The following is an 18,099-nucleotide window of genomic DNA, read 5'->3' as shown; positions in this document are numbered from 1 at the left end:
ACGTGAACCAACGGCGTCAGTGTTGGTGACCGCCCTCGCCATGAGCGTGGCCGTGCTCACGCTCCTCCGCGGTGGCGGCGCGCACTGAGTCGATATGAATAGTAAAGGTAAGGGTTTTACCTGCCAGTGGGTGGTTGGTGTCCACATCGACAGAGAATTTGCCCACCTTCACTACTGTAGCGCTACGGCTGCCCTGGTCGGTATTGAAGCGCACGACTTGGCCCACACGTAATTTACCCTCGTGCTTCAAGTACTTGGCGGGAATGCGTTGCTGTTTTCCCTCTTGCACTACGCCGTAGGCTTGCTCGGGAGGGAGGGTGACTTCAAAGTCTTCACCGGCTTGGCGTTTGCTGAAGGCTTTTTCCAGGCCGGGAATAATATTGTTAGCACCGTGTAAATAGAGGGTGGGCGTCTCGCCAAAGTTACTTTCCAATACGCTGCCGCTGCTGTCGCGCAGCTCATAGTGGAAGGCCACCACACAATTAGTATCGATTTCCATACATCCCCCTGCAATCATCACTGCCACGGCTCACTAGAGCATTTGCCGCGTATAATAAGTGCTGATGAGGGCTTAGGGTAGAAAAACAAGAAAGGAGTTCGAAAATATGGGGGAGGTCGTTAAATTTGCGCCACGCAAGCCGCGCAAACAAAGCAGCCTGTGCCGGGAAGGCCACCATAAATGGAAGGTGGAAAAGCGTACGCAGTTTGATGTAAAGCAGGGGCGGCTGGTGAGTGTTTATAAGTGTGAGCGCTGTGGGTTGACGAAAACCCGCGCCGACTAAGCGCGTGGGCTTAGTTTAGTGTGCGAGCTCTTCGTCTAACTCTGCGCTGATCAGTGCCAACCAGTTTTGAGCCTCGTCATGGCCTTCCACCGCTTTCACCACGCATGCGATCCCTAACAGGTGCTCCATGAGGAGTTTTCGCATGGGAACGTTGTTCTCTGAGGCTTGTTCCTGTAGAAACAAGAACGCCTGTGCGCTAATGTCGTCGATCTGCATCTGCTGAGTGTTTTCTCGATACTCTGACAGCGTGACTACTTTTGACATTGCCATTTCGCAATCCTCTTGTGACATGGCAAAAGTATATGACGGCACCGCAGTGTAAGCGCTTCGTAATTACACGTATGGGGCATTCTGCGGGAATGCTGAACATTTGAGGAACTGGCTAAACCTATGTCTGACAATATCGTGATCGGCGCTGATGGCGTTGAGCAGATCCCATTAAAATCTTATACCGAGAAGGCGTATTTGGATTACTCCATGTACGTTATTCTTGATCGTGCGCTGCCGAATATTGCCGATGGCTTAAAGCCTGTTCAGCGCCGAATTGTCTATGCGATGAGTGAGCTGGGGTTAAAGGCCAGCGCAAAATACAAGAAGTCGGCGCGCACCGTTGGCGATGTTATCGGTAAATTCCACCCCCACGGCGATAGCGCGGTCTATGAGGCCATGGTGCTGATGTCTCAGGACTTCTCCTACCGTTATCCGTTGATTGATGGTCAGGGGAACTGGGGTTCTCCCGATGACCCTAAATCGTTTGCGGCGATGCGCTATACCGAATCCAAGTTGACGCGCTACGCCGAAGTCATGCTGAGCGAGTTGGGGCAGGGCACGGTAGATTGGGTGCCGAATTTTGACGGCGCGCTCGATGAGCCCGCCATGCTGCCCGCGCGGGTGCCCAATATTTTGCTGAACGGTACCACAGGTATCGCGGTGGGTATGGCCACCGATATCCCCCCCCATAATCTGCGGGAAGTGGTAAGTGCCTGCATTCATCTACTCGATGCGCCCAAAGCCAGCGTTGCCGAACTCTGTGAGCACGTGAAGGGCCCGGACTTTCCTACCGATGCCGAGCTGATTACCCCCGCTGACGAAATTCGAAAAATCTATGAGACCGGGCGCGGCTCGTTGAGAATGCGGGCGGTGTGGCAGGAGGAGCACGACGACATTGTTATTACCGCGTTGCCCCATCAGACCTCAGGCTCCAAGGTGTTGGAGCAAATCGCCCAACAAATGCAGGCGAAGAAATTGCCAATGGTGGTCGACTTACGCGATGAGTCCGATCATGAAAACCCGACTCGCCTGGTGATTGTGCCTCGCTCTAATCGAGTGAATACCGAAGCGCTAATGAACCATTTGTTCGCCACCACGGACTTGGAGCGCAGTTATCGGGTCAACATGAATATGATCGGTATTGATGGCCGGCCACAGGTAAAGAGCCTGGATCGTATTCTCGGAGAGTGGCTGGAGTTTCGTACCAACACCACTCGCCGGCGCTTGGAGTTCCGCCTCGATAAAGTCCTGAAACGCTTGCATATTCTCGATGGTTTATTGGTAGCGTTTCTCAATATCGATGAAGTCATTGCCATTATCCGTGAAGAGGATAAGCCGAAGCCTGTGCTCATGGAGCGTTTCGGTTTGAGCGACACGCAAGCCGAAGCCATCCTTGAGTTGAAACTGCGTCATTTGGCCAAGCTTGAGGAGATGAAAATTCGCGGCGAGCAGGAAGAGCTGTCGGCCGAGCGAGACCAGCTAGAGCAGACGCTTGGCTCCACCCGTCGAATGAAAACGCTGGTGCGCAAAGAGCTATTGGCCGCTGCAGAGGAATATGGTGACGAGCGCCGCTCACCGCTGGTGGCGCGTAACGAGGCGAAGGCCTTTGCGGAAGAGGATATCGTCTCCGCTGATCCAGTAACTATTGTTTTGTCGGAAATGGGTTGGATTCGCGCGGCCAAGGGCCACGATATTGACCCTGTTGCTCTCAGCTACAAGTCGGGCGACCGTTTCAATTTGGCGGCAAGGGGGCGCAGTAACCAGTCTGTATTGATTCTGGACAGCACGGGGCGCAGTTACAGCGTCGCCGCTCACACATTGCCATCGGCTCGCGGGCAGGGGGAGCCTCTGACTGGGCGCATTAACCCGCCGTCGGGAGTGAGCTTCTGCGGAATGATGATGGGCGGCGACGACAGCTATTACCTGCTGGCCTCCGATGCGGGTTATGGCTTTGTTGCCAAGCTGGGTGATTTACACAGTAAAAACAAAGCCGGTAAAGCGACCCTGACTCTGCCTAAAGGTGGTCAGGTGATGTCGCCGGTTGCGGTTGCCGGGCTTGAAGAGCATTTTGTCGTGGTGATCAGCAGCGAGGGCCGTATGTTGGTTTTCCCCGTCACAGATTTGCCGATTATGGCGCGTGGCAAAGGTAACAAGCTGATCGGTATTCCCGGTGCTCGCGTCGCCAGCCGAGAAGAGTATGTGGTGGCAACGGTGGTAATGGGCAGTCGCGACAGCATTAAGGTGCTCTCTGGTAAGCGCCACCTGTCTTTAAAACTCTCCGAGCTGGAGCACTATTTGGGTGAGCGCGGTCGCCGCGGCCATAAATTGCCGCGTGGCTTCCAGAAAGTTGATGGCGTTGAGTTGATTAGTGCGGAGCAGTAGCGCCGCCATTGGGGCGACGCTGCAGTTGCTCCAGATCGAGCGGTTTCAACTGACTGTGCTGGCGCTCCAGTAACTCATTGTAGGGCGACTTGAGGCTTCCCACGCGGTTGCCTCGACAGCTTGCCCAGGCATCGAGGCGCTCGTGGTTGCAGCAGTTGTTGTCCAGCCAGATCCCTTCGCCTTCGGCGGTGGTGGTATGTAGCCGATCAATGGCCGCGCATTCATCAGCTTGGCAGTGCCAGTCACTGCCCTCACTGCAGACGCGGGCGATACCCGGGCGGATTTTTAAACTGCGGTCGAGCTTGTGGAGTAGCTCTGCGGCGCAAAGTGCGCGAAATAGCGGCGCGTCGCAGCCGTCCAGTTGGAATAAACGCAGTGTGACGGCGTTGTGCCGAGTCAGTATGAGTTCGCCGTGGTAGAGGCGAGCAATGGCCTCGCTGCGGGCGAACGCCGTCTGCAGCTGCTGCTCAAAGCGTTCCGCGGTCATTTTTTCTTTCAGGTCGTCGTAGGCCTGCCAATGGCAATGCAGTATGTAGTAGTCGCGATAGCGTTTTTCACCGGCCTGCATCAGCCGAATCTGGGGATTATGTATTTCATTTAACAGCTCGCCGAGTGCATCTCGGCCGGGATAGAGGCTCTCATCGTCTTTGATCGGTTGCGCAAGACGCGCGCGCGCTCGATCCAGGTGGCGCTCGATGCCGAGCATGGGTACGGCGATCAGTGCATAGCTTAAGCAGCAGAGAATGGCGGTGAGCAATAACAGCGTTTTACCCAGATCGCGTATTTCATTGCCAATTAGCTCGCTGCTTAACGACAGCTTCACTTGCCCGAGACGCCCGTCTGCAGCGACGGCTGACTGGTAGTTCAGGTGGTCGTCTCGCCAGGTTCCCGCTTCTGCTACGGCTTCGCCGCGCGCATTTTGAATGCTGCCGTACACGATGAGCGGGCTCTCGATATAGTCCTGCAAAATGGCCTGCAGGCTGACACGGTCATTGCGCAACAGGGCTTGCTGGCTCTGGGAGGCAAGTTGGTTGGTCCACTGCTGGCCAATCAAGCGGGTGGTCTCCAGCAGGATCTGCTTGCTGGCGGTCATGCTGGTAATTAGCAAGGTAAGGCCAGCAATGCCGCATATCAGCGCGGCGATAAGGCCACATTTCGACGCTAGGGGTAGGCGCAGAAGCTGTTTTAGCATGTTTGTCTATCCGCTGAGAGAGTGGTTGCCTGGCAGGAGTATAACAAGGCTGTTAGCGGGTAAAGTGCATTTTCCGCAGATCTTGTACAAAAGCGATGGCAGAAAGTCGCCTCCGCTGCCAGCAGTGCTTGGGCAGGCGGGGCACTCCCGCTACAATAGCGCCAAACCAAGGGGGCAGTGTGAACGAAATTATCATGATCAATATTGCCGGCGACGACCGTCCCGGCGTAACCAGTTCCATTACTGGTATTCTGGCTGACCACGATGTGGCGGTGTTGGATATCGGTCAGGCAGTGATCCACGACACGCTGTCACTGGGCCTGCTGGTGTCCCTGCCCTCGGGAACGGAAGCGGCGAGTATTCTCAAAGATGTATTATTCCGCTGCCACGAAATGGGGTTGCAAGTGCGATTCTTGCCGGTGAGTGCCGACAGTTATCAGCAGTGGGTAGCCGGGCAGGGCAAGCAGCGCCACATTGTGACTTTGTTGGCGCGTAAAATCAGCGCCCAGCATATCGCCCACGTCACCGAGATCGTTTCACGCTATGGTTTGAATATCGACCGCATTGATCGCTTGTCTGGGCGGGTGCCGCTGGAGGGGGTGGACGAGCAGTCGAAGGCGTCGGTGGAGCTCTCTGTGCGAGGCAATTTGGCGGATGCATCGGATTTTCGCGGCGAGCTACTTACGCTCGCCAGCGAGATGGATATTGATATCGCCTACCAAGAAGACAGCATGTTCCGCCGCACGCGTCGCCTGGTCGCCTTTGATATGGATTCGACGCTGATCGAAGCCGAGGTGATTGATGAGCTGGCCAGCGCAGCCGGCGTTGGCGAAAAAGTGGCAGAGATCACCGAGCGCGCGATGCGCGGAGAGATCGACTTTAAAGAAAGCTTTGCTGCCCGGGTCGCGCTTTTGAAAGGCTTGGATGAGTCGGTATTGGAGGGGATTGCCGAGAGTTTACCGATCACCGAGGGCGCCGAACGCCTGGTATCCACCTTGAAGAAACTGGGCTATAAAACCGCGATTTTGTCCGGTGGTTTTACCTACTTCGGTCACTACCTGCAAAAGCGTCTTGGCATTGACTATGTCTATGCCAATGAACTGGCAATTGAAGAAGGCCGTGTAACGGGCGAGGTCAGCGGGGTAGTGGTTGATGGTCAACGCAAGGCCGAACTGCTGCGTGAAATTGCCCAGCGAGAGGGTATCGACATGGAGCAGGTGATTGCGGTGGGTGATGGCGCCAATGACCTGCCCATGCTGAGTATCGCGGGCCTAGGGATCGCATTCCGCGCCAAGCCGATTGTGCGTGAGAACGCTAAACAGTCGATTTCTACCCTCGGTTTAGACAGCATTTTGTACCTGCTGGGAATCAGTGACCGCCTAAGCAGCCCTTCCGCTCAACCGAAGGCAGCAAATTCGTAAGACATTTCCGTGGATGGATCTTGCACATAACTGCCCTGAATAAAGTCAGGGCCGAGTTGCCACAGCACGGCCAAGCTGGCGGCACTGCTGACGTTGGGGATCAGAACACGGCTATTCAGTTGGCGACCACCTTGGATGATCTCTCTGATTTCATCGGCGCTCAGACTGTCGGTTTTACGCACGCCCGGTTTAATCAGCGCGGGTTTAATGTGTTCCAGGAATTTATTGCCGTCTTGGCTGCGGCCGAAGTTGCGCACAGCTAGCCCAACCCCCAGCGATTCCAGCTGGCGACAGCAATCGAGAGCAGGCTTCAGCGAGCTGGCAATGCTCTCTTCGCTAAACTGCAATATCAGCGCACTACCGGGAAGGCCGGCGGCTTTCATGGCGACGCTCAGCCATGAGCAAAACTCGCTGTCGTGGAAGACATTGCCGCTGAGGTTGATGGTTAATTTTGTATCCTCGCCAGCGGCGCGCTTTTTCGCCAAGACCTTGGTTGTTTCAACCACAATCCATCGATCGAGCTTATTGTTGTTTGGCTCTTTCTCGACAACGCGCAGCATTTCCCCCGCGGTCACTTCTCCTTCTTGCCAATCTCTAATATCCAGCGAGGCTTCGTAGTAATCCCCCTCGGCATCGCTGAGATTAATAATGGGTTGAAACAGGATTTGCAGGCGCTGGTCGGCAAAGGCTTCTTCAATAAGTGTGCTTATCTCATCACTGCGCTGCAGCTGCTGGCGATCGCGGTGATAAATTTCGGCAGCGTTACCACCATCGGCAGCGATGTTTTGCACCGTCTCAAAACACTGATCAAGCAGGGTCGCAGCGTGAGGCGTGGTGAGGTGATTAATGGGCATAATCGCTGCGCTAAAGTGACATTGCAGCGACTGTTTTTTTACCTCAATAATCTCAGACTCGATCGACTTCAGTGCTTCTTGGCTGGTTTCTAAGGCGCGTTGACTGGGAACATGGTGGGCGATCACCGCGAACAGGTCGTCGGCGATGCGGCCGTAGTATTGTGCCGGAATTAATGCTTGAAGACGCTCGCTCAAGACCTGAATTAGCGTTTCGGTATTGTGCAGGTTTAAGTCGCGCCGGAACTTGTCGAAGTTGTCGAGTTGCAGCACGATGAGTGAGCTATTGCTGTTTCGCTGCGCGTCGACAAAGTCTTGTAGCAGTTGTACGAAGTGCTTGCGATTTGCCAGCCCGGTTGTTGCGTCGAGGTGACCAGTGGCAGCGCCGCTGCCGGCTTCGTGCAGGGTTAGTTGTACGCAGGCCTCGCCGTCGTAGCTAGCGTTATTGCAAGTGACTGAGCTTTTTAGTTCTTGTTCGTCGCTACTTAAGAAACTAATTTCCAATGTGCTGCTGTCACTGTTGCCCGGCTGCTTTTTCAGGGCATTTTTAAAGCGATCTTGATCTTTGTTGCAAATCAAATCGACGATAGGAAAGCCGTCCAGATCCTCATGGCCGACTTGCTGACAGAACAGCGCATTGGCATAAATAATCATGCCATCAGTGATATAGCAAACCGCATCTTGGTGCGAGTCCAGCAGCAGTGCATTGCGTTGTTGCTCTTCAAGTAATGCCGCTTTGGTGGCATCGAGCTCCCTGCGGATTGCCAGCGCCTCAAGTTCTCGCTGTGCAAAAAACAGCAGGCGCGCGCGGTTTTGGTTGCTCAGCACCAAACTGACGGAGGTGTCGGGCAATGGGATGTTTTCGTCGTCACTGAGGTAGATAAATGGCAAGTCGACGTTGGCGTGCCTGAGTATCTGGCCGCACTGCGCGATCGATAATTTGGAGTGTACTGCATCGAAGAATGCTAAGTCCCAGCGGCTGCCGCTCAGTTGCTCCTGCAGCTCTTTGCCATCGTTAAGCAGCTTGCTATGGGCGACCTTGCCGGCGCGGCGAAATGTGCTGATGATGTCTTCAGCATTGTCGTCATTGAAGCCGATAAGCAGCAGTTTTATCGCGGAGGTGCGGGCCATAATTTCTCAACATTGACGTCGCCGGGTACGGCGCTTACAAAATATCCCAGAGCTTGTTGAAGTCGCCTTCATTGTCATCGTCGTCACCGCGTTTTGCCACAATACGATCGACACTGCTGGTTTGTTGCCGGATGGTATCTGTGTACGCGAACAGCTTGTATGCCGTTGAACTGTCGACGATCTCATCGAGTTTTATACGCATAACGTGGCCGGGGCGAATCAGTTCTACCGTCTGCCCCGTTGCAAAGCCAGTGATGTTGGTTAACATCACCAGGGGAGCGCTGTCCCGGCCGGGAATGAGTAGTGCTCGCTGGAAGTCTCCTGAGGCCAGGCCGGATTGCATCGCTCTGGCGCTGTAGGCCGTTGCCGCGCTCGCAATCACTTCGACGCCCATTTGATGGCTCTCGTCACTCCTAAGCCAGCGAACAACGGCTATTCGCCAGTTTTCATAGTCGTCAGTTTTTACGCCGATAACTTCCCCAGTGCGAATCCGGCTCTCAATAGTATCCGGCCACTCAATACGGTATCCGGAGGTGCTGCTGTCCATTAGGCGAGCGCGCTGGTAGTGGTAGTGGCTGTCGCTCTTACCGGGGCCATTCTGGGTCTGTGGCAAGGTGTAGGAAATGTCTTCGATCTCGGCCCGCTCGCTGCGCCCATCGTGCCAATGATCATTGTTATCGTAGTCGCGCGTGTCGCGGCCGCCGCTGCCCGCCCACCGGTCTGAGCTTTGGGGTTTGTTGTTATAGGGGTCTGCTTTCGAACTGGCGTCACTGCCTTCAAGTTCGAACAGCTCAAAATCTGACTGATTTGCCGCGAAGTAGTGGGTCGGGTTCATGCCCACGGTAATGAGTGCCGTCTCGTCGCAGGGAATGCGCTCTGCGGCTCGCAGGGTCGCCGCGCTCCAGGCCATACTCAACTGGCTGAGTACGTGTTCAGGTAGCTTAAATTCGACGCTGAGTTTGCTGCTAGGGATTTTGCTAAGCAACTTGGCGCTGCCGCCTTGCAGGGCGGAGGTGTCGATGCCAAGCCAACCGGGGCTGGGAGCTTTGTCGGCCAGCTCGCGATAGACCGGGGGAGCGTCTTGCTCGGGGTCGAGTAAAAAAACACAGCTTTCAAGGCGTTTACTGCGCAGTTCAATCTCGCTGCTCCAGTATCGCAAACCCAAAAAGACTTGTTCGATATAGCGCTGGGAAAGCTGCGAGCAGCGGCTGCAGGCCAAAATAAGTGGTCGTAAATAGGCCTGATCGACGGTGCCGCCGCCTTGGCTGCGGTCATCAATGCGATGTTTAGTGAGCTTTTGCAGTTGTGCGCTGTGGTAGATGTGGTGGAGGTTTTGCCAAAACCGTCGTGGTGGTGTGCGGTATAGCTGGTAGCTGCGAACCAAAACGCAGCTGTACTCGGTTAACGCGCGATGCAAGCAGGTTGCCAGCGTCTCTTTAGGCTTGAGCAGCCTGGATTCAAGCTCCAAATTTACATAGGCCTGGCAGTAGCCGAGTGCCAGCAAGGTGTTTAGGGTGTCTGCCAACTGAACGATTTTTTCAGACTTCTCGGGCAGAACAATGGGTTTATTTAAGTAGTGTTGCGAGAGGCCGCGGGTAATGTAATGCACATGGGGGCGAATTTTTTCCAGCACTTCAAAGCGGTCGCGACCCTTGCAGCGAACATGGCTGAGCTCACTCAGCGCTTGATACAAACGGCGAGTGGTTTCGCCAAGGTTGGCGCGCGGCAGGGTCTCTAGCCACTTTCCGGCTGCTGATGCCGTCAGGCTGAAGAGGCTGTGTTGGTGCCGGTTAATTTCCGGCAGCGGTACCAGCAGGCTTGGTGTGCTGTTCATGGCATTCCGTTATCAATCGCGATACATCACTTCTGCGATGGAAAATAAGTATATGTTTTTACGCGTTTAATTAGCGTAGCGCAAGTGGTGTCTTGCTGCGCTGACCGGGCTCCTCGCGAACCAGTCGCGGTACTAAGTAGCCGGGCAGCGAGGCCAGCAACTGCTGCATAATTTGTCGCGCTTTGGCATCGTCAACGTGAAAGTGACCAGCACCGTTAACCTTGTCCAACACATGCAGATAGTAGGGGAGAACCCCGCAGTCGAACAATTGTTTGCTCAGGCTCGTCAGTGTTTTTGAGCAGTCGTTCACTCCTTTAAGCAGCACGCTCTGGTTGAGAAGAGTGAATCCGGCCCGCTTTAATTCTAGCAGCGCGGTGACGGTGTCGCTGTCCACCTCGTTGGGGTGATTGGCATGCACAACGATAACGGTGTGTAGTTGCGGTCGCGTCAGGGCATCAATCAGCCCGCCGGTTATTCTCGCCGGCAAAACCAGTGGCAGGCGTGTGTGCAGCCGCAGGGTATCGATTTGTGGCAGGGCGGCCAGGCGATCAACAAGCTGGTGAAGGTAGTCATCCGGCGCCGACAGGGGGTCGCCGCCGCTTAGAATAACTTCATTTATCTCTGGGTGAGCGCTGATATAGTCCAGCGTCGCACGCCAGTCGTCCTGGCTTGCGCGATTGTCGTTGTAGGGGAAGGCACGGCGAAAGCAGTAGCGACAGTGAACGGCGCAGGCGGGGGTGGTCACCATCAGGACACGGCCGCGGTATTTGTGGATAAGTCCGGGTAATGGGTTGCTGGCCGCTTCCTGCAAGGGGTCATTGCTGTAGCCGGGCTGTTCATTCAGCTCTTGTGCTTGTGGCAGTATTTGCAGCAGCAGAGGGTCGTCCCAGTCGCCTGGCTGCATTTTCGCGACAAAGGCCTCGGTAACGCGCAGTGGAAAGTCGGCAAGCGCAGTCTGAATATCTGGGCGGTCACTGGGATCGAGTGCTAGCCGCTGCCAGAGCTGTTCCGGGCTGCGGATCATGTCGCGGTATTGCTGTTGCCAATCTGTAGTCTGCCAATGTGGCGCGTTAAGAGGTATCATGTCGCCCTTTTAAAATACGCTAAAGCCCAGTCGCTGAGGATAATCATGGCCAGCTATTCTACCAATGAATTTCGCTCTGGATTGAAAGTGATGCTCGACGGTGAGCCCTGTTCAATTCTAGACAATGAATTTGTAAAACCCGGAAAGGGGCAGGCGTTCAATCGCGTGAAGCTGCGCAACCTTAACACCGGACGGGTGTGGGAGCGTACGTTTAAATCGGGTGAGTCCCTTGAGGGCGCCGATGTGATGGATCATGAAATGGAATACCTCTACAGCGATGGCGAGTTTTTCCACTTTATGGACCCAACCAATTTCGAGCAGGTTCAAGCCGATGAAAAGGCTGTTGGCGATGCCGCTCAATGGTTGAAAGAGCAAGATGTTTGCACCGTGACCCTGTACAACGGTGCGCCCCTGTCGGTGACTCCGCCAAACTTCGTCGAGTTGGAAATTGTCGAAACCGACCCCGGCCTGAAAGGCGATACCGCGCAGGGTGGTACCAAGCCTGCCCACCTGAGCACCGGAGCTGTGGTAAAGGTTCCGCTGTTCATCAGCCAGGGTGAAGTGATTCGCGTTGATACCCGCAGCGGTGAATACGTCAGCCGGGTGAAAAGCTAATTGAGAGACTGGCGCCCCAGTGCGTCGATGGCGGCCCTGCGCAGCAGGGCCGCACTATACGCTGCGCTACGCACCCGCTTTGCCGAGCGCGGGGTGATGGAAGTTGAAACGCCACTGCTGGCATCTTCGCCGGTAACCGACCCCCATATTGACGCCATTGCCACGGCAAATCCGCTGTCGGGCGACCATCCTTTCTACTTACAGACTTCCCCCGAATATGCCATGAAGCGCCTGCTCGCTGCTGGCAGCGGTGCGATTTTTCAAATCTGTAAGGCGTTTCGTTGCAGCGAGCACGGCGCTCGTCACAATCCTGAGTTCACCATGCTCGAGTGGTATGAGCCAGGTGTACCGCTCGAATCATTGATGGATGAGGTCGCTGCGGTTATTCGCTTGGCCGTTGGCGATAAAGCAGTGAAGCACATGACTTACCGGTCGGCGTTTTTAGCTGCGGTAGGCCTCGACCCGCATACCGCCAGCCTCGATGCGTTGCGAGACTGTGCGTCACAGCATATGGATATCAACTTCGAGAGCGATGAGCGTGATACTTGGCTGCAGTTGATCATGTCGGCCGTTGTTGAGCCGAGCTTTGACGATGAGGCTATAACTTTTGTGGTTGATTTTCCCGAGTCGCAAGCCGCCCTTGCCAAGATCGCCATCGATGCTCAGGGACAGTCGGTAGCGCGGCGTTTTGAGGCGTTCTGTGGCGGCTTAGAGTTGGCGAATGGTTACGACGAGTTGCGCGATGCCGGTGAGTTGCTGCAGCGAATACGTCGCGATCACCAGCAGCGTAAGGCAAGCGGTCAAACATTGCCGCCGATCGACCGCAACCTGCTGTCGGCGATGCAGGCCGGTTTGCCCGACTGTTGTGGTGTTGCCGTGGGGGTGGACCGCTTATTAATGCTGGCGACAAGCAGCTCGCGCATTGACGAGGTTGTGGCTTTTCCGCTGGATCGGGTGTGATCCAGCGGGCTCTACACGGGCTCGAAAGCCGATGGCAGACTCGTTGGTTGAGGGCGGGTTTTCTAGCGTCGACGCGCTAGCGCCTCGCCAAGTCGCGTGGGGGTTAAGGCTTCATATTGCTCCAGCCAATCCACTTGGTCTTTGCCGAATAGCAAAATCACCGTTGACCCCAGTTTAAAGCGCCCCATTTCTTCGCCTTTTTGCAGTACTGGTGCCGCTTCAGTTTCCTGGTAATGGCGGGTGGTAATCTCCCGTGGAGGTGGTGCAACCTGGCCCGCCCATACCGTCTCAATGCCCGCGACAATCATGGCGCCCACCAAAATCATTGCCATAGGCCCGGCCTCGGTATCAAAAATACACACCGCCCGCTCGTTGCGGGCAAATAGGCTGCGCACGTTTTCAGCGGTAGTGGTGTTTACCGAAAACAGCTTGCCGGGGATGTAAGTCATGCTGCGCAGGGTGCCGGTGATCGGCATGTGAACACGGTGGTAGTCGCGGGGGGACAGATAAATGGTTGCAAAGCTGCCATCGCGAAAGGTTTCGCTGAGCGCCTCGTCGCCACCGAGCAAGGTGTTCAGGCTGTAGTCTTGGCCCTTAGCCTGAAAAATACGGCCATCGTGAATGCGACCTAATTGGCTGATGGCACCGTCCGCTGGGCAGCATAGGTTTTCCGCTTTGTCGTCGATCGGGCGCGCGCCATCGCGCAGCGCGCGGGTAAAAAATTCATTGAAGTTGGCGTAGTCCTGCGGGCTGTCCGCCGCGGTTTCCTCCATGTTGACCTTGTACTGTCGGATGAATTGGCTGATCAAGATGTTTTTTAGCCATGGGCTGCGACACTCCGCCAGCCGCCCGACAAGGCGCGACAATAAATGCTGGGGAAGCAGGTGTTGCAGAATAATAAAAACAGTGTTCACGATGTCGCCTCTACATTGGCAGTGTGTAAAAGAATGTTCTAGGGAGCGTCGCCGGTGTTGATTGGCGTGTCGTCGCGATTACCCCACTCTCCCCACGAGCCGTCATAGGCTTTGATATGGGGGTAGCCAAGTATCTTCATCAATAGATAGCTCAGGCCCGAGCGGTGATGGGTTTGGCAGTGGGTGATAACGGTGCGGTCACGGGTAATGCCCAGTGCCTGCAGCTGGGCTTCCAGTTCGCCAAGGTCTTTCAGGCGGAAGTCGTTGTCTTTGTCCATGAGCGCCAGCCAGTCCAGGTTGACGGCGCCGGGAATGTGGCCGCCCCGCGCAGCCAGTACTTTTTCACCGCGATACTCCTCGGCGCTGCGAGCGTCCCATATGGCGAGCTGGCTATTGCCAAGAAGATGGATAAAGCCTTCGATCTCAGCGATTGGCGTGCTGTCAATATGGATGCTGATGTCGCTGCTGGGCACGTCGTGTTCGCCGTTTTCGGTTGGGTGGCCACCGGCTAGCCAGGCGTGCAAACCGCCATTGAGGTAGGAGTAGTTGTGATGCCCAATGGCATCCAGGGTCCAGATCAGGCGTCCAGCCCAGCCGCCGCCTTCGTCGTCGTAGGCAACAACGTGGTGTTCCGGGCGCAGCCCGATGCGCGAGAACAGCGCCTGTAGGTCCGCTTCGCGAGGAATTTTGCCGACTGCTGGTTTTTCGCCGCGCTGTAGTTCCGAGGGGGCAATATGCACGGCGCCGGGGATATGGTGGCGGAGGTAGTTGTCGCGGCTACTGGTATCGACAATCAGCAAATCTGGCTGGTCAAGCGCGGATACAAGCGCATCGGTCTCAATAAGTAGTGGTAAGTCACTCATAGCGTTCCCTCCTGTTTCGGCGGATTGTAACAGCTAGCGCGGCGGTGCTGCGACGCCTCTGTCGCAGCAGTTTCTGAGCGCGCCACCGCCATTAATCGCCGCTTATGCTGGCAATAATTTGTTGGTAGCTGGCGAAGCGCTGTGCGGTGATGTCACCGCTCTCAACAGCCTCGCGAAGCGCGCAGCCCGGTTCCTGTTGGTGCTGGCAGTCGCGGAAACGGCACAAGCCGATAAACGGCCGGAATTCTTTAAACCCTTGTAGAACCTGCTCCGGTTCAAGGTTCCACAGTGCAAACTCACGAATCCCCGGTGAATCGATCAAGCTGCCGCCGCCGGGAAAGTGGTAAAGCCGCGCTGTGGTTGTGGTATGGCGACCCTTGGCCGTGGCTTCTGAAAGTGCGCCGACTCGGCTGTCAGTGCCGGGTAATAAGGCGTTGACGAGCGAGGATTTGCCGACACCAGACTGACCGACAAAAGCACTGATATGCCCGTCCAGCAGAGCCTTTAAGTCGCTGAGGCCGCCTTCACTGGCGCAGGAGGCGGTGAGCACGTCGTAGCCAATGTCGCGATAGCGCTGCACCATGTTGAGCAAGTTGACGTTGCCCTCCGGGTCGATGAGATCTGACTTGTTAAGCAGCAGTACCGGTGTAATGTCACTGTGTTCCGCCGCGACAAGGTAGCGGTCGATCAGATTGGCGTGGGCCAGCGGCTCGGGTGCAATCACGATAACAATACGGTCGATGTTGGCCGCAACAGGCTTTAAACGATTGAAGTTGTCGGGGCGGGACAGCAGTGACCGGCGAGGTTCGCGAGCAACCACCACGCCAGTGGGCTTGCCCGGCCGCCAGATGACCTGGTCACCAGTGACCAAGCTGTCGATGTTACTGCGGACATGACAGCGCTGCTGTTCGCCAGTTTGTCCTTCAACATCCAGTTGCTGGCCGAAGTGACTGACAACAATGCCGGTTTGTTCGTCACCGAGCTCACCCTCGCTCAACGCTGCCTCGGTATCGGCGGCTTTGCGGCGTGCGCGTTCGCTGCGTTCAGATTGAATTTTTTCTATGCGCCATCTTTGCTGGCGGCTTATTCGGCGTTTACTCATGCCTTACCCTGCGTGAACAGCGCTCATATTAACGTATGAGCTGTTACAATCCAGCAGATACTGCCCTGTATGAGGGATTTCTGTTCTGTGGAGGTGAAGCAATGTCCAAGGCGATGAATTTAATCTGGATTGATCTGGAAATGACCGGTCTGGATACTCAGAACGATCACATCATTGAGATTGCCACCATTGTGACCGACCCGGAGCTGAATACGCTGGCCGAAGGGCCGGTATTGGCGATCCACCAAAGCGATGACGTGCTGGCGGCTATGGATGAGTGGAACACGACTCAGCACGGGCAGTCAGGGCTTGTTAAGCGCGTGAAGGAAACCTGCATGACGGTGGCGGAGGCCGAGCGGCTGACGCTGGAGTTCCTCGATAAGCATGTCGACAAGGGCGCCTCGCCGATGTGCGGCAACAGCATCTGCCAGGACCGGCGCTTCCTGGCGCGTGAAATGCCTAAACTGGAGGCGTATTTCCACTACCGCAACCTCGATGTCAGCACGCTCAAAGAGTTGGCGCGGCGCTGGCGTCCCGAGCTGATGAGTGGCCTCAGCAAAAAAGCCAGCCACTTGGCGCTGGATGATATTCGCGACTCAATTGCCGAGCTGAAATACTACCGGGAGCATTTTCTTCATCTTCAGTAATTGCTGGAATATCCCAGCTTCTCAACACTATTTCGAAGCTTTTCGAGTCCGTTTAAGTAAAACCACGTATTAAATAATGTATGCCGGTCGCGTTGACTGGCAACAGAACCAAGCATCGTTGAAAAGCTCTGCTATGTTGCTATTAGTGCAGCGAATTGTCGGGCGCAGCAGTGTTGGTGAAAACAATAATACGTGGGGACCACAATGAAAAAACTCCTTCCTTTAAGCATAGCGGCTGCGCTGGCGTTGCCGGTGCATGCTGAAGTCAGCTACAGCAATTTATACATCTTCGGCGATAGCCTGCTGGATAGCGGCAATCTCGGGTTGCGATTTACCAACCGGGTGGGCGACGGCAATGGCGACTTCACCGTCGGAGACTATGCGCGTATTGCGCCGCAATATCTCGGCGAAGCCTTAACGCTGTTGAGTGCGCCGGCCGCTGCAGGTGGCACAAATTGGGCGGTTGGCGGCTATGAAACCGCAGATATACTCAACTCGATTAACGGCACGGGGCTGGCGCTGCCAGCCGGCGGCGCGGTTGCACGTCAGGCTTTTCTCAACGAGACCCCGCGTATCGACCCCGATGCACTGGTGGTGATTGATGGCGGTGGTAACGACTTTTTAAACGGCACGGCCACTGATCAGGCATCTATTATTAACTCTGCGCGCACCTTGCTCGCGGCTGCACAAGCGCTGAGCGACGCAGGGGCGAACTATATCCTGTTTGCTAACTTGCCAGACCTCGGCCAGACGGCGGCATTGCAAGCTCAAGACCTTGGTGCACCGGGCAGTGCGGCGGCCGCCTCGGCAGGTGCTGCCGGCTATAACAGCGCGCTGGAGGCATTTTCTGCTTTTGGTAGCGCGAACCTCGTTCCCGTCGATCTAGCGGGACTGATCAGCTACGTTTCCGATAATGCCGAGGCCTTTGGCTTTGTCAGCGGCACCAACCCCGCGTTTGGGTCGCTGGCTGGTTTCGATCAGCGCTATATGTGTTTTGACGATTCAGGCAATGACTGTGTTGAGCACCCGATATTCGGTATTGATGGCAGCAACCCCAACCCGGATGTACTGATCTTCAATGACGGTGTACACCCCACGGCGCAGATGGGGGCAATTACGGGTGACTACCTCATTAGCGTAGTGAATGGCCCGCAAGATGTTGGCCTAATTCCGGAACTCGGCTTGGATATTATGCGCAGTCAGCGCGGTGCAACAACGGAATTGCGGCGACAGCAGCAGGCCTCTCCGGGCGAATCGCGGTGGACGATCAGCGGTGTCGGCTTGGATGCAGAGCGCGTTGCTGAAAATGACAGTCGCAGCTTGAACATTGGTTTTAGCAGTCCCTTGAGTGAGCAGCTGGATTCTGCGGTGGTGCTCAGTTTTGGCGATCACGAGTCAGAATCCTCGCGAACGGATTTCTCGGCGACTAGTGTTGGGCTTAGCGGCCTATTGAGCTATCGCGATGGCGGTTGGTTGTTGCAAGGTGCCGCGGGCTTGAGCGTGGTGGATTACGACAGCCTCGACCGGGACGTCAAACTGGGGCCGCAGACCTTAACGGCCAAAGGCGGTACAAACGGTTTTGGCTGGCACCTCGATGGCCTGCTTAGCTACGAAGTTCTCAGCGACAGTAGCATCTCCCTGCGGCCCGCTATCGGCTGGCGCTGGATGAAGGCCGAAGTTGATAGCTATCGTGAATCGGGGGCGGCGGTGGCCAATACCGAGTGGGGTGAGCAGCGCCGCGACAGCCAGGTATTCCGAGCCGGGCTGTTGGCAGGGGTGGCGCTGGGCGACGGTGTGCGCGGCTTTGCCGAAGTGTTTGCCGCGACGGAAATGGAAGATCATGACGAGACGGTAACCGGGCGCAATCGCAACCTCGGTTTCGGTGATTATCAAATGCCGTCGTATCGTGAAGATGGTGAAGATTACGTCGAGGCGAGTGTTGGTATCAGCGCGGCACTGGGTAGCTCCCGTGTTGCGGCCAGCGTTGAGTACAGTGACGAGGCGGAAGGTCGGGAAGCGCTGATCTTTAGTTTCTCGCGCCCGCTATAAAC

At 55.8% G+C, this 18,099-nt stretch carries 16 protein-coding genes; 7 read left to right on the top strand and 9 right to left on the bottom strand.

Annotation, left to right across the window (positions count from 1 at the left end; all coding sequences use genetic code 11):
• Positions 1-16: 16 nt before the first annotated feature.
• Positions 17-499 carry an FKBP-type peptidyl-prolyl cis-trans isomerase gene (locus tag H573_RS0109950; RefSeq protein ID WP_027874143.1) on the bottom strand — a complete coding sequence of 161 codons (483 nt, stop codon included), beginning with the start codon at positions 497-499 and terminating at the stop codon, positions 17-19.
• A gap of 106 nt (positions 500-605) precedes the next feature.
• Between H573_RS0109950 and H573_RS19615 the strand changes: the two genes are divergently transcribed.
• Positions 606-782 (top strand): hypothetical protein, encoded by a 177-nt coding sequence (locus H573_RS19615; RefSeq protein WP_027874142.1) that lies wholly within the window; start codon positions 606-608, stop codon positions 780-782.
• A 15-nt stretch (positions 783-797) separates the two neighbouring features.
• Here H573_RS19615 and H573_RS0109940 read toward each other — a convergent pair whose 3' ends face one another.
• Complete coding sequence (locus tag H573_RS0109940; RefSeq protein WP_027874141.1) at positions 798-1,052, bottom strand: hypothetical protein; 255 nt, start codon at positions 1,050-1,052, stop codon at positions 798-800.
• Positions 1,053-1,172: 120 nt separating this feature from the next.
• Here H573_RS0109940 and parC point away from each other — a divergent pair, with 120 nt between their 5' ends.
• The gene (gene parC / locus H573_RS0109935; RefSeq protein WP_027874140.1) at positions 1,173-3,434 is read left to right on the top strand and encodes a DNA topoisomerase IV subunit A; all 2,262 of its coding nucleotides are present in this window, start codon (positions 1,173-1,175) and stop codon (positions 3,432-3,434) included.
• Here the strand turns inward: parC and H573_RS0109930 are convergent.
• Complete coding sequence (locus H573_RS0109930) at positions 3,418-4,626, bottom strand: hypothetical protein (RefSeq protein WP_027874139.1); 1,209 nt, start codon at positions 4,624-4,626, stop codon at positions 3,418-3,420. The two genes, parC and H573_RS0109930, sit on opposite strands and share 17 nt — an antisense overlap.
• Positions 4,627-4,805: 179 nt before the next feature.
• On the opposite strand from H573_RS0109930, the gene serB reads away from it, so the two are divergent.
• On the top strand, positions 4,806-6,047 hold the full coding sequence (gene serB / locus H573_RS0109925; RefSeq protein ID WP_027874138.1) for a phosphoserine phosphatase SerB: 1,242 nt from the start codon (positions 4,806-4,808) through the stop codon (positions 6,045-6,047).
• Here the strand turns inward: serB and H573_RS0109920 are convergent.
• The 3 genes from H573_RS0109920 to epmB all read right to left on the bottom strand — a co-directional run bounded on the left by H573_RS0109920 (position 6,023) and on the right by epmB (position 10,947).
• On the bottom strand, positions 6,023-8,029 hold the full coding sequence (locus H573_RS0109920; RefSeq protein ID WP_027874137.1) for a sensor domain-containing phosphodiesterase: 2,007 nt from the start codon (positions 8,027-8,029) through the stop codon (positions 6,023-6,025). The two genes, serB and H573_RS0109920, sit on opposite strands and share 25 nt — an antisense overlap.
• Before the next feature lie 34 nt (positions 8,030-8,063).
• Positions 8,064-9,863, bottom strand: a complete 1,800-nt coding sequence (locus H573_RS0109915; RefSeq protein WP_027874136.1) for a hypothetical protein — start codon at positions 9,861-9,863, stop codon at positions 8,064-8,066.
• 70 nt (positions 9,864-9,933) lie between these two features.
• Positions 9,934-10,947 carry an EF-P beta-lysylation protein EpmB gene (gene epmB / locus H573_RS0109910; RefSeq protein ID WP_027874135.1) on the bottom strand — a complete coding sequence of 338 codons (1,014 nt, stop codon included), beginning with the start codon at positions 10,945-10,947 and terminating at the stop codon, positions 9,934-9,936.
• A 45-nt stretch (positions 10,948-10,992) separates the two neighbouring features.
• On the opposite strand from epmB, the gene efp reads away from it, so the two are divergent.
• Complete coding sequence (gene efp / locus H573_RS0109905) at positions 10,993-11,562, top strand: elongation factor P (protein WP_027874134.1); 570 nt, start codon at positions 10,993-10,995, stop codon at positions 11,560-11,562.
• A complete protein-coding gene (gene epmA, locus H573_RS0109900) occupies positions 11,563-12,522 on the top strand; it encodes an EF-P lysine aminoacylase EpmA (RefSeq protein WP_027874133.1) in 960 nt (319 codons plus the stop codon).
• A gap of 62 nt (positions 12,523-12,584) precedes the next feature.
• On the opposite strand, the gene asd is transcribed toward epmA, so the two are convergent.
• The 3 genes from asd to rsgA all read right to left on the bottom strand — a co-directional run bounded on the left by asd (position 12,585) and on the right by rsgA (position 15,401).
• Positions 12,585-13,436, bottom strand: coding sequence for an archaetidylserine decarboxylase (gene asd, locus H573_RS0109895; protein WP_205618926.1), 852 nt, complete (start codon positions 13,434-13,436; stop codon positions 12,585-12,587).
• 38 nt (positions 13,437-13,474) lie between these two features.
• Positions 13,475-14,299, bottom strand: coding sequence for a sulfurtransferase (locus tag H573_RS0109890; RefSeq protein WP_027874131.1), 825 nt, complete (start codon positions 14,297-14,299; stop codon positions 13,475-13,477).
• Between the two features lie 91 nt (positions 14,300-14,390).
• Positions 14,391-15,401 carry a small ribosomal subunit biogenesis GTPase RsgA gene (gene rsgA, locus H573_RS0109885; protein WP_027874130.1) on the bottom strand — a complete coding sequence of 337 codons (1,011 nt, stop codon included), beginning with the start codon at positions 15,399-15,401 and terminating at the stop codon, positions 14,391-14,393.
• 101 nt (positions 15,402-15,502) lie between these two features.
• Between rsgA and orn the strand changes: the two genes are divergently transcribed.
• Positions 15,503-16,048: an oligoribonuclease gene (gene orn / locus H573_RS0109880; protein WP_027874129.1), complete on the top strand. Its 546-nt coding sequence runs from the start codon at positions 15,503-15,505 to the stop codon at positions 16,046-16,048.
• A 204-nt stretch (positions 16,049-16,252) separates the two neighbouring features.
• Entirely contained in the window at positions 16,253-18,097 is a 1,845-nt protein-coding gene (locus H573_RS0109875; protein WP_027874128.1) for an autotransporter domain-containing protein, read from the top strand.
• Positions 18,098-18,099 lie beyond the last annotated feature (2 nt).

It is taken from the genome of Neomelitea salexigens DSM 19753 (genome assembly GCF_000422345.1).
In the GTDB taxonomy this organism is placed as follows: Bacteria; Pseudomonadota; Gammaproteobacteria; order Pseudomonadales; family Spongiibacteraceae; genus Spongiibacter; species Spongiibacter marinus_A.
The sequence above is the reverse complement of the archived record's forward strand: the minus strand, read 5'-3'. Positions and strand labels throughout refer to the sequence as shown.

Bases quoted from the DNA above. Each gene is read 5' to 3' on its own strand.
- orn (WP_027874129.1), top strand. From the start codon at position 15,503: ATGTCCAAGGCGATGAATTTAATCTGGATTGATCTGGAAATGACCGGT.
- parC (WP_027874140.1), top strand. From the start codon at position 1,173: ATGTCTGACAATATCGTGATCGGCGCTGATGGCGTTGAGCAGATCCCA.
- H573_RS19615 (WP_027874142.1), top strand. From the start codon at position 606: ATGGGGGAGGTCGTTAAATTTGCGCCACGCAAGCCGCGCAAACAAAGC.
- rsgA (WP_027874130.1), bottom strand. From the start codon at position 15,401: ATGAGTAAACGCCGAATAAGCCGCCAGCAAAGATGGCGCATAGAAAAA.
- efp (WP_027874134.1), top strand. From the start codon at position 10,993: ATGGCCAGCTATTCTACCAATGAATTTCGCTCTGGATTGAAAGTGATG.
- H573_RS0109950 (WP_027874143.1), bottom strand. From the start codon at position 499: ATGGAAATCGATACTAATTGTGTGGTGGCCTTCCACTATGAGCTGCGC.
- epmB (WP_027874135.1), bottom strand. From the start codon at position 10,947: ATGATACCTCTTAACGCGCCACATTGGCAGACTACAGATTGGCAACAG.
- H573_RS0109920 (WP_027874137.1), bottom strand. From the start codon at position 8,029: ATGGCCCGCACCTCCGCGATAAAACTGCTGCTTATCGGCTTCAATGAC.
- H573_RS0109940 (WP_027874141.1), bottom strand. From the start codon at position 1,052: ATGGCAATGTCAAAAGTAGTCACGCTGTCAGAGTATCGAGAAAACACT.
- H573_RS0109915 (WP_027874136.1), bottom strand. From the start codon at position 9,863: ATGAACAGCACACCAAGCCTGCTGGTACCGCTGCCGGAAATTAACCGG.
- H573_RS0109930 (WP_027874139.1), bottom strand. From the start codon at position 4,626: ATGCTAAAACAGCTTCTGCGCCTACCCCTAGCGTCGAAATGTGGCCTT.
- H573_RS0109890 (WP_027874131.1), bottom strand. From the start codon at position 14,299: ATGAGTGACTTACCACTACTTATTGAGACCGATGCGCTTGTATCCGCG.
- H573_RS0109875 (WP_027874128.1), top strand. From the start codon at position 16,253: ATGAAAAAACTCCTTCCTTTAAGCATAGCGGCTGCGCTGGCGTTGCCG.